16 protein-coding genes are annotated in these 14,341 nt (G+C 36.3%); 12 read left to right on the forward strand and 4 right to left on the reverse strand.

Going from position 1 to position 14,341, the window contains the following annotated elements:
• Positions 1 to 102: 102 nt before the first annotated feature.
• From IWA51_RS00890 to IWA51_RS00900, 3 genes are all read right to left on the reverse strand, one after another.
• A complete protein-coding gene (locus IWA51_RS00890) occupies positions 103 to 960 on the reverse strand; it encodes an SIR2 family NAD-dependent protein deacylase (protein ID WP_198442798.1) in 858 nt (285 codons plus the stop codon).
• Positions 911 to 1,696, reverse strand: coding sequence for a protein-ADP-ribose hydrolase (locus tag IWA51_RS00895; RefSeq protein ID WP_198442799.1), 786 nt, complete (start codon positions 1,694 to 1,696; stop codon positions 911 to 913). Before IWA51_RS00895 ends, IWA51_RS00890 begins: the two co-directional genes overlap by 50 nt.
• A gap of 74 nt (positions 1,697 to 1,770) precedes the next feature.
• Entirely contained in the window at positions 1,771 to 2,562 is a 792-nt protein-coding gene (locus IWA51_RS00900) for a hypothetical protein (protein WP_198442800.1), read from the reverse strand.
• Between the two features lie 178 nt (positions 2,563 to 2,740).
• On the opposite strand from IWA51_RS00900, the gene IWA51_RS00905 reads away from it, so the two are divergent.
• The 4 genes from IWA51_RS00905 to feoB all read left to right on the forward strand — a co-directional run bounded on the left by IWA51_RS00905 (position 2,741) and on the right by feoB (position 6,042).
• Positions 2,741 to 3,160 (forward strand): Rrf2 family transcriptional regulator, encoded by a 420-nt coding sequence (locus IWA51_RS00905; protein WP_198442801.1) that lies wholly within the window; start codon positions 2,741 to 2,743, stop codon positions 3,158 to 3,160.
• A 224-nt stretch (positions 3,161 to 3,384) separates the two neighbouring features.
• Positions 3,385 to 3,609, forward strand: a complete 225-nt coding sequence (locus IWA51_RS00910) for a FeoA family protein (RefSeq protein WP_198442802.1) — start codon at positions 3,385 to 3,387, stop codon at positions 3,607 to 3,609.
• Between the two features lie 23 nt (positions 3,610 to 3,632).
• Positions 3,633 to 3,860 carry a FeoA family protein gene (locus IWA51_RS00915; RefSeq protein ID WP_198442803.1) on the forward strand — a complete coding sequence of 76 codons (228 nt, stop codon included), beginning with the start codon at positions 3,633 to 3,635 and terminating at the stop codon, positions 3,858 to 3,860.
• A gap of 16 nt (positions 3,861 to 3,876) precedes the next feature.
• Positions 3,877 to 6,042, forward strand: coding sequence for a ferrous iron transport protein B (gene feoB, locus IWA51_RS00920; RefSeq protein ID WP_230402679.1), 2,166 nt, complete (start codon positions 3,877 to 3,879; stop codon positions 6,040 to 6,042).
• A gap of 81 nt (positions 6,043 to 6,123) precedes the next feature.
• Here the strand turns inward: feoB and IWA51_RS12595 are convergent, their stop codons facing one another.
• Complete coding sequence (locus tag IWA51_RS12595) at positions 6,124 to 6,357, reverse strand: hypothetical protein (RefSeq protein ID WP_230402680.1); 234 nt, start codon at positions 6,355 to 6,357, stop codon at positions 6,124 to 6,126.
• A 60-nt stretch (positions 6,358 to 6,417) separates the two neighbouring features.
• On the opposite strand from IWA51_RS12595, the gene IWA51_RS00930 reads away from it, so the two are divergent.
• The 8 genes from IWA51_RS00930 to IWA51_RS00965 all read left to right on the forward strand — a co-directional run bounded on the left by IWA51_RS00930 (position 6,418) and on the right by IWA51_RS00965 (position 14,198).
• Positions 6,418 to 7,200, forward strand: coding sequence for a ZIP family metal transporter (locus tag IWA51_RS00930; RefSeq protein ID WP_198442805.1), 783 nt, complete (start codon positions 6,418 to 6,420; stop codon positions 7,198 to 7,200).
• Positions 7,201 to 7,285: 85 nt separating this feature from the next.
• Positions 7,286 to 8,317: a hypothetical protein gene (locus tag IWA51_RS00935; protein WP_198442806.1), complete on the forward strand. Its 1,032-nt coding sequence runs from the start codon at positions 7,286 to 7,288 to the stop codon at positions 8,315 to 8,317.
• A gap of 111 nt (positions 8,318 to 8,428) precedes the next feature.
• Positions 8,429 to 8,635, forward strand: a complete 207-nt coding sequence (locus IWA51_RS00940) for a hypothetical protein (protein WP_198442807.1) — start codon at positions 8,429 to 8,431, stop codon at positions 8,633 to 8,635.
• A gap of 171 nt (positions 8,636 to 8,806) precedes the next feature.
• The gene (locus tag IWA51_RS00945) at positions 8,807 to 9,529 is read left to right on the forward strand and encodes an ABC transporter ATP-binding protein (RefSeq protein WP_198442808.1); all 723 of its coding nucleotides are present in this window, start codon (positions 8,807 to 8,809) and stop codon (positions 9,527 to 9,529) included.
• Complete coding sequence (locus IWA51_RS00950) at positions 9,529 to 10,803, forward strand: ABC transporter permease (RefSeq protein WP_198442809.1); 1,275 nt, start codon at positions 9,529 to 9,531, stop codon at positions 10,801 to 10,803. Before IWA51_RS00945 ends, IWA51_RS00950 begins: the two co-directional genes overlap by 1 nt.
• Positions 10,804 to 10,865: 62 nt before the next feature.
• A complete protein-coding gene (locus tag IWA51_RS00955) occupies positions 10,866 to 12,140 on the forward strand; it encodes an ABC transporter permease (protein WP_198442810.1) in 1,275 nt (424 codons plus the stop codon).
• Positions 12,141 to 12,246: 106 nt separating this feature from the next.
• Positions 12,247 to 12,993, forward strand: a complete 747-nt coding sequence (locus IWA51_RS00960; protein WP_198442811.1) for an outer membrane lipoprotein-sorting protein — start codon at positions 12,247 to 12,249, stop codon at positions 12,991 to 12,993.
• Positions 12,987 to 14,198, forward strand: coding sequence for a hypothetical protein (locus tag IWA51_RS00965; protein WP_198442812.1), 1,212 nt, complete (start codon positions 12,987 to 12,989; stop codon positions 14,196 to 14,198). Before IWA51_RS00960 ends, IWA51_RS00965 begins: the two co-directional genes overlap by 7 nt.
• Positions 14,199 to 14,341: the final 143 nt, after the last annotated feature.

A 14,341-nucleotide genomic window follows, 5' to 3' on the forward strand; every position in this document is an offset into this window, starting at 1 on the left:
TATGGCTCTGCGATAAACTTCCACCAGAATTCTTGAAACTGAACTGACCTGGATCGATGCTTTCTAAGCTTATAGCAACCTGTTTCTACAAGGAGCAATCTTCTACAATCTTTCCAAAACTTTTCCGATATCTTCATCAATGCAAAAACTGCGGTTTTGAATTTCTGTCGGACAATAAGATTCACCTTTATTGATGCTCACATAATGCGACACGGGATTTTGTAAAGTCATCTGCCAGAACGGATATTTTATTATTCCGGGTGTATTAAAACCAACGCCCAGTTCCAGAAAAAGAATTTTTTTGTTCTGGTGTTTTTCAATAAAAGTGGAATATCGTGCGGCGGCTTTTTCCCAAAAAGAATCTTCTATAAAAGAGTTGTCGACTCTTAAATTCATTGTCATAGGTTTCCCGCATACCGGGCATTTTGGAATCAGCTCAGAAGGAATTTTTAAATCTTTTTGCTGTTCAACCATTTGTAGAATTTGTTTTTCGTTGTCATAAGTTTTTTTGTGACATGGAACAGAACACTGGAACAGACCAAAATCTCCCTGAGTGTAAAAAAGTCTTGATTTATCAAATCCTGCTTTTTGAAACTGATGATCAACATTTGTCGTTATAACAAAATAATCTTTTTTATTTACAAGTTCAAAAAGTTTTTTATAAACACCGTTTCCTTTTTCACTTTCGTTAAACCGGTTTACAAAAATATAACGGCTCCAGTATGCCCAATATTCTTCCAAAGTTTTATAAGGATAAAAGCCGCCGGAATACATATCAGAAAAACCGTATTTGTTTTTAAAATCAGAAAAATATTTTTCAAACCGTTTTCCGCTGTAAGAAAATCCTTCAGAAACAGAAAGTCCGGCTCCTGCTCCAATCAGGACAGAATCACATTCATTCAATAATTCTTTAATCTGCGGACAAGCTGAATAATTTTTTGTAGATTTCGTAATCTTCATTTTTGAACACATTGAATACCACCTTCATTTGTGATTTTTCTTTTGCTAAAAATTCTTTGACTGTTGTTACTGCAATTTGAGCTGCTTTTTCATTTGGAAAACAAAAAACTCCTGTAGAAATACAGCAGAATGCAATGCTTTGTAAATTATTTTTTTTTGCAAGATTCAAACAGGAACGATAACAGCTTTGTAAAAGTTCACAGTCTTTTTTTGTTACAGAATTTTTTATTATCGGACCGACTGTATGAATTACAAATTTGCATGGAAGATTATAAGCACCTGTTATTTTTGCATTTCCTGTAGGTTCCAAAAACCCCTGTTTTTTCATAAGAGAATCACATTCTGCTCTCAGCTGAATTCCTGAAAATGTGTGAATGCAGTTATCGATGCAGGAATGGCACGGTTCATAGCAGCCTGTCATTGCACTGTTTGCAGCATTTACAATTGCATCGCATTTTAATGTTGTAATGTCACCTTTCCAAAGATAAATATTTTTTTTAACCGGCGAAAGTGTATTGATGTCGGTAATTCCTTTTTGCATTAATTCGTTTTGCAAATATTCATCTTGAATTTCCAAAAAGTTTTTATCTGCATTTTTTGCTTCCCGTATATTCATCAGTGAACGCAAAAGAATTTTCTGCTGAGCATCATCTGAAGGAATCTGAATATTTTTGTATTCATTTTTTTCTGAAATCAATTCTTTTATCAAAAAAAATTGTCTTTCGCTTTGTGTCATAAAACCTTCGGAATATAATTCCAAAAATCCGGCAATGATTGCAAAAACCAAAACCGGACTTGGACTTTCAGAGTTTAAGCAAAACACATTCCGGCTGTCATTTCAAGATAGTTTACTCCTGAATATGACGGGAAGTTTTTCTTCATTTCTTCAATAAATGTTTTTGAATCGCTGCATGTTGAACAAAGTTCTTTTGCTTTTTTTACATAAGCAATTTTTGTATCACAGGCACTTAATTCTTCTGGTTCGTAATGGCTTGAAAGAACAAGAGCGTAATTTTTTGCCTTATAACCTTCGAGCTGAGAAATAACTGCATCCATGTGGCCGCTTCCTGCAAGAATTGAATGAACGTCTGCGCCGAGCATATGTGTGTAAACGCAATTGATTGAAGGAATTTCAATGTCAGTTCCGTCGCCGTTTTCTGTTACAATGAATTTTATTCCGCCGATTGTGTTTTCGCCGATGTTAAGATTTGCAACTGGTTTTGGAAGTTTTTCATCAAACGATTTTCCGAACGCAACTGTAAAGTTTTTGATTAAGCCCATAATTCCGCCGTTTTCTCCAAGCGCACGGACTGTATTTCCTGCCATATGAATTTTTGCATCTTCAAAATAATCTGCTCCACTCGGATGGCATGAAATAATTACATCTGTAAGTGGTTTTGAAAGTGTCTTAATATAGTTTTTGAATTCAGACAGATTTTCGTGAAAAGCCGGAAGTTCAAGCGCAACGATGCTGTTTGTACCTTCAATCAAAAAAGATTCATCGCAAAGCGCATCATTTGTTTTGTAAGCATGGAGTTTTGTTCCGCCAAAATCGAAAACAGTGATTTCACCTTTGTTGAGTTTTACATTTGTCTTTGTCATAATTTACCTCGTTATAATTGAAATTAAGTTTACCGCCGGCCGCGCAGTTGTTGTAACCTTTGCGATTACAACTGAAATATAATACTGCTTTGTTGTAGTGTCAATAGTTACAACTAAAAAAAATTAATAAAAAATTGTAATTATTGAAGTTACAACAAAAATAATGTATAATGGAAGAATGCAGATTTCAAGAGATTTTACAATTGCCGTTCACACACTTTTGTGTATTGAATATTTTAAAAACGATTACAAAGTAACATCAGATTTTATTGCAGGAAGTGTCGGTGTAAATCCTGTAATCATAAGACGAATGCTTTTACGGTTAAAAAACGCCAATCTTGTTGAAGTAAAAGCCGGAACCGGAGGCGCGTCACTTTTAATTCCGCCAGAAAAAATTTCTTTATACGATATTTATAAAGCTGCCGGTTGCGACGAAAAACAACTTTTCAATTTTCACGAAAATCCCAATTCAAAATGTCCTGTCGGCGGGCACATTCACAATGCTTTGGATTTTCGCCTTGAATTATTGACGCAAACTCTGGAAGACAAATTAAAAACTATGAAACTAAGCGATGTAATGAAAGATTTGGAGAAATAAATTTCAGGAACCAAAATGCTTTCAAATTCAATAATTAATAAAGCAGGATAAAAAATATAATAAGTTTTCATTACGGGTTTTGGTTCGTTGAATAAATGACCTGAAACTCGTGTTTTTTTTTATTACATCTTGACATTTTTTACTCAGTTAGTTATATATAACTGTATAAGGTTAGGAAAAACTAACTAAGGAATGCTTTATATAACAAATATTGGAGATACAAAATGATGCCTTTATCTATGGCAAATTCGAACGAAAAAGTAATGATTTTTAAAACCGGCGGGAATTCCGAAGTTAAAAAACATTTGGGCGATATTGGTTTTGTTCCCGGAACAGTTCTTTCTGTAATTTCACAGCATTCTGGCGATGTAATTGTAAATCTCAAAGAAAGTCATCTTGCAATCACAAAAGATTTGGCTCAAAAGATTATTGTAAATCTGGTTAATTAAAACGGGATTTATTAGGAGTGTATATGAAATTAAAAGACTGCAAAGTTAAGAGCACCGTTCGTGTAACGGCAATCGGTGGTGAAGGTGCGTTGAAAAGACGTATTATGGACATGGGAATTACAAAAGGTTGTGAACTTTACATCAGGAAAGTTGCTCCTCTTGGTGACCCGGTTGAAGTCACAGTCCGCGGATTTGAACTCTCGCTTCGTAAAGATGACGCAAACATTCTTGACGTAGAAATTGTTGGATAAATTAAGTGAGGAAAAAATGAAAGAAATAAAAATTGCTCTTGCAGGAAATCCAAACTGCGGAAAAACTACACTTTTCAATTCGCTTACAGGATCAAATCAGTATGTTGGTAACTGGCCTGGCGTTACTGTAGAAAAAAAAGAAGGAAAATTCAAGGAAGACAAAAATGTAATTATTCAGGATTTGCCTGGAATCTATTCTCTTTCTCCGTACACACCAGAAGAAATTGTTACGCGAAATTATCTTGTAGAAGACAAACCCGACGCAATTTTAAATATTGTAGACGGAACAAATATCGAGCGCAATCTTTATCTTACAACCCAGCTTTTGGAAACAGGAATTCCTCTTGTTATGGCAGTCAACATGATTGATGTCGTCAACAAAAACGGAGATAAAATAAATTTTGCTGAACTTTCAAAAGCTCTCGGCTGCAAAGTAATTCCAATCAGCGCTCTTAAAGGAAACTCAACTGTAGATGCTGCAAGACTTTCTGTTCTTGCTGCAAGTGAAAAAAATCAAGTTGAACAGCCTCACGTATTCAAAGGTTCTGTTGAACACGCACTTGCCCATATAGAAGAATCAATTCAGGGTAAGGTCGACAAAAATCAGATAAGATGGTTTGCAGTAAAGGTATTTGAACGCGATGAAAAAGTTCTTGAAAAACTGAATCTTTCTGCAGAAGAAAAATCGCATATCGAAGAACATATAAAAGACTGCGAAAAAGAACTTGATGATGATTCAGAATCAATTATCACAAACCAGCGTTATGAATATATTCAAAAGCTTGTTGCAAAAACAGTTGTAAAAAAGAACAAAGAAAAATTAACACTTTCTGATAAAATTGACCGCGTTGTTACAAACAGAATTCTTGGTCTTCCGATTTTCCTTGCTGTAATGTGGCTCGTTTACTGGTGTTCAACCGGTGCCGGTTTTGGAACAATGGGAACAGACTGGGTAAATGATGTTTTGTTCGGTGAATGGATTTTGGGCGGAACTCAGACTGCGCTTGAAAATGCCGGAGCAAATCCTGTTTTGATTGATTGTCTTGTTAACGGAGTTCTGGGCGGACTTGGTGCAGTGCTTGGATTTTTGCCGCAGATGGCTGTTTTGTTTCTGCTGCTTTCAATTCTTGAAGACTGCGGATACATGGTTCGCATTGCATTCGTAATGGATAGAATTTTCCGTCGTTTTGGTTTGTCAGGAAAATCTTTTATTCCGCTTTTGATTTCTTCGGGCTGCGGAATTCCTGGTATTATGGCGAGCCGCACTATCGAAAATGAAAACGATCGTCGCATGACAATCATGACAACAACGTGGATTCCGTGCGGAGCAAAACTTCCTGTAATTGCACTGATGGCTGCTGTAATCGGAAGCCGTCTTACAAACACAAGTGCTTCGTGGCTGGCTCCTGTTATGTACATTACCGGAGTTGCTGCAGTTTTGCTTGCGGCTGTTATGCTCAAAAAGACAAAGGCCTTTCACGGTCCGGCTGCTCCTTTTGTTATGGAACTTCCGCAGTATCACTTCCCTGAGCCAAAAACTGTTTTGCTTCACACTTGGGAACGCCTCAGAGGATTCCTTGTTAAAGCCGGAACAATTTTGTTTGTTGCATGTCTTGTAATGTGGTTCCTTTCGAGCTACGGAATTTCTGACGGTCACTTTGGACTAGTGGACGCAGGCGATTCAATTCTTGCAAAAATCGGCGGCGTTCTTCGTTACATATTTATTCCGCTTGGATTCGGCGGAGCAGAAGGCGGTTGGCAGGCAGCTGCAGCTTCACTTTCGGGATTCAGCGCAAAAGAAGCTATCGTTACAACAATGGGCGTTCTTGCAAATGTTTCAGAAGAGCTTGTAGAAGACGGAAATGCGGTTGGACTTGCAGTTTCTGAATGGTTCCCGACAGCAATCGCAGCATTCAGCTTTTTGCTCTTCAATCTTTTGGACAGTCCGTGTCTTGCCGCAATCGCAACAATGAAAAGCGAACTCAACAGCCGCAAGTGGTTCTGGTTTGCAATTTTGTTCCAGAATATTTTTGCGTATGTTGTAACACTGATTGTGTACCAGCTCGGAATGCTTTTTGTACACGGCGCATTCGGAGTCGGAACGGTATTTGCATTTATTTTCCTGGCGGTAATTTTGTATGCCGTTTTCAGAAAAAATCCGTATAAGGAAATGAATGTTTAAATAAACAAGAGATTCTGGACAACTACTGTCACCCTGATGTTGCCCAGAATCTCTTTTCTGGAATTTTGATAAACTAAACACTTATAAAAATCCAGATACAGTTAAAAAAGTCAAAAATAAAAAGGCGAGAGTCTGGAAGTGAGTATAAAAAGATAATGGAGGAATAAAAATGATTGCGACAATAATTTGTATTTTGATTTTGACAATTTGGCTTTCACTTTCTGTTACTCTTTTTGTGAGAAGAAAAATTAGCGCCAAGAAAAATGGAACGCCTGCATGCTGTTGCGGTTGTTCGGGATGCAGTGAAAAAAGCAAGTGTTCCTCAAAAATGTAATGAAAATAAAACAATAATTACGCTTACTTAAGGGAGGTATTATGTCTGTCGAAGTGTTACAAGGTATATTGCTCCCATTTGTAGGAACAACTCTCGGTTCTGCTTGTGTACTTTTTATGAAGCGCAATTTGAGTTTATCAGTTCAGAGAGCATTAACAGGTTTTGCGGCAGGAGTAATGGTTGCAGCATCTATCTGGAGTCTTTTAATTCCTGCAATTGAACAGTCTGATTTTATGGGATCATGGTCGTTTATTCCTGCAATAATCGGATTTTGGAGTGGGATTTTATTTCTGCTCGTTCTTGATAAAACTATTCCTCATTTGCATTTGGGAAGTGATGAACCTGAAGGCGTTAGAACGAAGTTAAAAAAAACAACTATGTTAGTTTTAGCTGTAACACTTCATAATATACCCGAAGGAATGGCAGTTGGAATTTTGTTTGTCGGCAGATTATCAGGAGTTAGCTCTATTACTTTGGCAAGTGCATTTGCACTTTCTATTGGAATGGCCATACAGAATTTTCCTGAAGGTGCTATTATTTCAATGCCACTTCATTCTGAGGGAATGAAAAAGGGAAAAGCATTTATATTTGGAACTTTGTCCGGTATTGTAGAACCGATTGCTGCTATTATTACAATTTTAGCAGCTCAGTTTTTTATACCGATTCTTCCATATTTATTAAGTTTTGCGGCAGGTGCGATGATTTACGTAGTTGTTGAAGAACTTATTCCGGAAATGTCAGCGGGAAAACATTCTAATTTAGGAACAATATTTTTTGCGCTTGGTTTTACTGTTATGCTAATCCTTGATGTAGCATTAGGTTAAAAAATTTTTGAAAAAAAGAATAAATTGTTAAATAAAGTTAGCGTATGCTAACTATAATTATAAAAAACTAATAGGAAGGTATAAAATGAATCTTTCAAAAAAAATCGTTACTGTAGTTGCAGTAACTTCGGCTTGTGTATTTTCTGCTTTTACAAATGAAAATACTCCTTCACTTACATTTTCAAATGAAATTGGAAGTGATATCGTAAACGTTTCTAAAGATTCTTCAACATTTGCAGGCGCATACAATGAAGTAAAAGCAGAATTTTCTTCGGAAAAAGTAGATGCCGGAATTGATGCCAAAATAGTTCTTGCAACTGATGAAGATGGTTTACCACAGTCATTGTTGTTTTCTTCAGAAGATTTTGACTGGTACACAGTATTCAGACCAATAAACGGATTTTCAGTTGGTTTTAGTGCAGACACATTTGCTACAGGTTCTTATCTATTTGTAGAAGATGACAATATTGCTTCAGGAAATCTTGGCAGCGACGGAGTTACTTTTTCATTCGACGGAATTGAAAATCTGACTCTCGCAGTTACTGTTCCGTTTTCAGAAACAGAAGCAAATTTTTTCTCTAAAACAGATTCAGAAACAGATGAAAAAACTTTATTCAATTTTGGTATAGGTGCTGAGTATAATCTTTTTGATAAAGCAACTATTGCTGCAACATTAAAAAATCCATTAAATTCTGATTCACTTGGATTTGGATTTTATGCGTCAGTAACTCCGTTGGATGGTTTACAGATTTTTGCAGGTTATTCAAGCAATGAAGAAGAAGGACTTTGTGATGTAGCAGGAAAAAATCTTTTTAATGCAAGCATTGTTTACGAAAATGATAACTTTGCAGTAGGCTTTGATTATATAACAACAGATAGTGATTTTTATTCAGGCATTTTGTTTGGAATGAACGCAACCGATAATATTGCAGCAGAACTTGGAGTAACATTAAATTCATCTTATAAAGATAATTCAAATATAAAATATGTTTTTAAACCTGCAGTAAGTTATACAGTTGAAAACTTAGGAGAGTTTAAAGCCGAAGTTGATATTGGTTTTAATGATTCAGGTTTTGAAAGTGTTTGCTTTCCTGTGTACTGGAGTTATTCTTTGTAAATTAAAGATAGTGTAAAATAAAGTTCGCAATTTGGTTGCGGAAGGTAATTGAAAAGAGCCATATAATACTCCAAAATAGGTTTTACCACAAAACTAAAACAGGAGAATTAAATGGCTCAAAATAAATATACAACAGATTACGAAAAATTGCTATATGGTGCGCAGGCTGCAGAAGAACGCAAAGGCTATCTTTCTGGAACACGCGAAAGACGTTTTGACACAAGACTTGGAACAATAAATCTTGAAATTCCAACTGATAAATCATACATCAGGCTGGTTACAGCTTACCTGATTGGAATATACAGAAAATTGGCTTGAAGGAAGCTGTTACGTCAAAGCCGATTTACTCAAGCAGCAAAATGAAGATTTGCCAAAAGCCGCGTAGGAGTTTTTTAATCCAAATGGCTCTAAGAAATTGCGAACAATTCTTGGCACAATCTTTTTTTTTAAGTTATAATTAAAAACAATAAATAATTTCGGAGTTACTTCATGTCTACAAAAATCGTACAGATTCACGATGTTCATAAAATTTATTCTGCAAATCAAAAATCAAAACGCTCTTCAAAAAGTGAGGCTGCACCGGATGTAATTGCACTTGACGGCGTTACAGCAGATATTGAACGCGGAGAATTTACTGCAATTGCAGGTCCTTCTGGTTCGGGAAAAACGACTCTTTTAAACTTAATCGGCTGTCTTGACACAATTACTTCGGGAAAAATTTTTGTAGACGGAGAAGATATTTCTGTAATGAACGCAATGCAGAAAACGCTTGTGCGCCGCGAAAAAATCGGATTTATTTTTCAAAGTTATAATCTTATTCCGGTTCTTACCGCGCAGGAAAATGTAGAAATGGCTCTGCAGCTTTTGAATAAATTTTCCAAAGAAGAAGTGCAGGAGCGCTCATTCAAAATTCTAGAAGAAGTCGGACTTGGCGGAATGCAGGACAGAAAACCAATGCAGCTTTCGGGCGGTCAGCAGCAGCGTATTTCTATTGCACGCGCACTCGTAAAAGAACCTGCAGTAATTCTTGCCGATGAACCGACTGCAAACCTTGACTCAAAAAACAGCCAGATGATTATTGAGCTTATGAAAAAACTGAACGCCGACCACGGAATTACATGCATTTTTTCTACACACGACAAAATGGTTATGGAAAACGTACGCCGCATAATTCGTATCCGCGACGGAAAAATAGTTGCAGGAGAAAACTAATGCTTGTTTCTATAGCTTTTAAAAATATGCTCCGTTACAAACGACGCACACTTGTTACGTCATGTGCAGTTGCGTTTGGCGTAATGTTCAGTATTGTGTTCAACGGATTTCTGGCCGGAATGAATAACGAAAGTACCCGTAACTTAATCGACTACGAAACTTCGGGCGCAAAATTTTTTGCAGACGGATATTTTAAAGAACGCGACACTCTTCCGCTTGACTATTTAATAGAAGAAAATTCTGCAAAAGAAATCGGAACTTTTCTTGATTCAAAAAATATTTCCTTTACGCCCGAAATTTTACTTCCATGCGAAGTTTATTTTAACGAAGAATATTTTGAAACTTCAGGAAGTATAACAGGTGTTCTGTGCGCACTTGATCCAAAAAAGTCAGAAAAAGTTTTTAAAACAGCTTCACAAATCGAAAGCGGAACCTGGCTTAAAAAAGAAGAAGGCGAAGAATACTGCACCGGAGCGGTAATCGGTAGCTGGATTGCAGATGATATGAAAGCCCAGCCCGGCTGGTATGTTACAATTCAGTGCAAAGGACGCGGCGGTTTTATGCAGACAATCGATGTTCCCATTACAGGCATTGTTCACTGTCCTGATGTGCCTGTAAATGCCAGTTACATTTTTATGGACATCGCTTACATCAACGAAATGCTTGAGATGGAAGGGGCAGTTACTGCAATCGACACAAATTTAGGCGGAATGAGCACTGTAAATTCCAATGTAAAAAAACTTAAAAAAGATTTTTCAGAAATTCAAAATGATTCAAAAGTTAAACTTTACTCCTGGAACGAAATTGCAGAAGATATTGTTTCAGTGCAAAAAATGTATGAAGGTATTTCAAGTTTGATTATGCTTTTTCTTTTTATCGTTGCAGCCGTCGGAATAAGCAACACAATGCTTATGTCTGTTCTGGAACGCAAAAACGAAATTGCAATGCTCAAAGCGATGGGTTACACTCCGTTTTATATAAAAAGTCTTTTTATGACAGAAGGCGTTTTAATCGGATGTACAGGTTGTGTAATCGGAATGGTTGCAGGCTGTCTTGTTAATATTCCGCTTGTGAATGTGGGAATTGATTTTACACAAATGCTGAGCAACATTGACATCGGTTACAGAATTTCGGGACTTATCCGTTCAGACTGGAATTTTACAGGCTTTGCAAAAATAATTTTTGGTGCACTTTTGATTGCGGCTTTTGCTTCGTATTTTCCATCCCGTTCAATTTCAAAAAAAGAAATTGCCGAAATTTTCAGAAAGAATTAAAAGGGCTGTGTCATGCTGAACTTGTTTTAGCATCTCGTGACTTATGCAGGAGAAATAATTTTATGAAAAAACAAATGCCTTTAATCATATCAATGGCGTGGCGAAACATACAAAGAAACAAGCGAAGAACAATTCTTTCTGGCGGAGCAATTTTTCTTGTTTCAGTTTTTATCTGTTTTATGATGTCGCTTGAATATGGTTCAATGGACGACATGAAATACAATATTGTTCACCACGAAACGGGTGCTGTAAGAATACGAAATCCGCGTTACACAGAAAACGAACGCATTACACCGCTGAACTTTTTTATTCCTGAAACAAATTCTGTTTTGCAGAAAACTCTCCTTGCCGAAGGAGTGACAGCAGCGCGTGCAAGAATACGTACACCGATTGCAGTTTACAAAAATGAAGAAACAGAAGCCGCAAATTTTATTGCAGTAAACTTTCCTGACAAATATTATTTTTCTGACAAAGACAATATTTTACTCGAAGGCTCGCTTAATTTTATGAATGAAAGCGCAGAAGAAAACAAACGCAAAGTTCTTGTTACAGACAAATTTGCACAAAGTTTTAATCTTCACGCAAACGACAAATTTACATTTATTGCACGCACGGCAAACGGCGGAACAAACGGCTACACAGTAACCGTCGCTGCAATTATGCGTTTTTCTGACGGTGACTTAAACGGAAAATTCGTTTTTATGAATCTTGATGCCGCTTCAAAACTTCTACGTATGAAAGGAAACGCAACAGAAATTCTTCTTTTTTCTGACAACTGGGATGACAAAAATTATGTAGAAAATCTTGCGCAAAAAATTTCTGGAATTCCTGAACTCTCCGGACTTGAAATTGTTCCGTGGACAAAAGGCACAACCTGGTACGCTATGATAGAAATGAGTGATTTTATGTATTTTATTTATGCGCTTATATTTTTTATTCTTGCATCGACAGTAATTTTCAACAGTACGATGATGAGCGTAATGGAGCGCAAAAAAGAAATCGGCTCGCTTCTTTCTCTTGGAATGACACCAAAAAGCGTACGCGGAATGTTTTTGCTCGAAACGGCATTTGTTTCAGGAATTTCTGCTTTTGCAGGCTGTCTTTTAGGCGGAATAATTGTAAGCATTTTTAATAAAACAGGAATTAATTTGGCAGGTTCCGGTTATGAAATGATGGGCGGTTTTAATATAAAACTTATGCTTTATCCGTCGCTTTCGTTCGGCCGCTATGTTGAATTCTTTTTGACAGGATTTTTAACAGCATTCATTGCGTGCTTGATTCCGTCAAGAATGGCATTGAAAGTCCAGCCGGCAGAAGCTTTGCGGGCAGAAAATTAAGAAGATTGTAAAAAGATTGTTGATTTAATTTTAGTGATATAAAATTAAAGTTATTATAACGCTTTTTGTAAATTCAAAAAAAGTGTTCAAAAATAAGGATTTTAAAATGAAAAAAATTATTTTGGGAATGTCTATTTTTTTTATCGGAGTGTTTTCTGTTTTTTGTCAGGAACTTTCAATTTCAGTAGAAGAAATAATGAGCCGCTATGATGCAAACGCTGCTTATAATACTGCATATATGAAAGCAACACTTTCTGTTAAAGATAAATTCGGAACAAACGAAAATGAGTTTGAATCTTACAGAAGAAAAAACGGTGACACTTTAATCATCATTACTTCTGGGGCTGACAGTGGACAAAAAATTCTTCGCCTGGAAAATTCTGTTTATCTTTATTATCCTGACGCAGAAGAAATTATCCGCCTGCAGGGAAGCGCGCTGAAAGATTCTGTCATGGGTTCTGATTTTACTTACGAAGATTTGACAGGAGAAGAAGGAATTCTTGATTCTTACAACGGCGAACTTTTGGGAACAGAAACTGTTGACGGCGCTGAATGTTACCACGTTATGCTGACTGCAAAAACAAAAAAGCAGCTTTACCAGAAGCAGGAAAAATTTATAGATAAAAAAACTTTTGCCGAAAAAAAATGCATTGTTTACAGTGCAAGCGGAAAAGCAATGAGCGAAAGTACAATGTCAAAAATAAACAAAATCGGAAAATACAATATTTTTATGGAAGGAACAATGCAGAATCTTCTGAAAAAATCAAGCGTTACAAAAATGAAAATAACAGAAATAAAACTTGATGAGCCGATTCCGGAAAGCAAATTCTCCAGGGATGAACTTTCATGGTAATAAAGAAAATTGTTTCGATTGTTGCAGTTTTTGTTGTGGCAATTTCTGTATCTTTTGCACAGGTTCGCCCAGGCGGAAAAATTTCATTTTCAAGCGGTTATGCATCTCTTGAAGAAAATAAATTCTGGTATTCATCTGCCGAGACTCTTGCAAAACTGGACGCAAATGTTTCAAGTTCTGTAAAAGCATATCTGGAATCGACATGCAGTATTTTGTCTGTTCCCGAAACCGATTATACTACAGCGGGTTTTGCAGGTACTGTAACTTTGAGCAAAGCTTATGTAAAAGCGCGACTTCCGTGGTTTAACGGTTTTTCTGCAAGAATGAATGCCGGAAAACAGCCTGTTTCCTGGGGATACGGACTTTTTTACAATGCCGGAGATTTGATTTTTGGAAGTGACCCTGTAAATCAAAAGCAAAGAGCCGACACATCATTTTCATTTACATCAGTAAAAATCAAAAGTAATCTTTCGGATGAAATCAAAAAGTTACTTCTTGAAAATTCAAACAGTTCATTGAATTTTTCAAACCAAAACATGAGTTCGTTTTCATTTTCATCATCTTCACTTTCTGATTTAAGAATTACAAGTGACTGGGCTTTTTGTTTTGCAGCTCCGATTTCAAAAATTATTACAATAGAAGCGATTGTTCTTCCTCCGATAGATTCAGCTTTGAACGGAAGTTTCGGAAGATTCGGAAGCCGCGCGCAATTTAAAATTGATTCAGTCGTAATTGAAAATATGGAAGGCGGTTTTATTTCATCAGACAAAATGAATACAAATGAATTGTATTTAGCCTTGGACGGAACAATTTTCTTTGATTACAATATTTGTTCATCCGTAAAATTTGAAGATGAGTTTGTAAAAGATGAATGGCAGATTTCAACTTCTTTATGCAAGAATTTTACAATTAGGGGCGACACTCAAGAGCAGACTTTGATGATTCGCGCTGAAAGTTTAATTAAACCTCTTGAAAATGATTTTGGAATTTTCGGCTTTTTATCTTATTCACCGACCGAAACGACATCTTTTGCCTTTTCTTACATCAATTCAAAAACTTCAGAAGACGAAAGAGTTCATTATCTTGGAATTTCTTCAGAATGGAAAATGAACACGAATTTTAGTTTTAATTTTCAGGGAATGGCGAACCTTGTTAATCCTCAAAAAGCAACTTTAATTACAGCGGGCGTTTCGTGCAAATTTTAATTTAAATGAATTAAGAGCTTTTTTTCTTTAAAAATGAATTAAGGGAATTTCTGCTGATTCCGAATAATTTTGCAATTTTGTTTGTTGAAAACCCCGTTTCGTAAAGTATATTTATTCTTTTTTCAAGACCGTCCAGAGAATGA

It is taken from the genome of Treponema peruense (genome assembly GCF_016117655.1).
GTDB classification, from domain to species: Bacteria; Spirochaetota; Spirochaetia; order Treponematales; family Treponemataceae; genus Treponema_D; species Treponema_D peruense.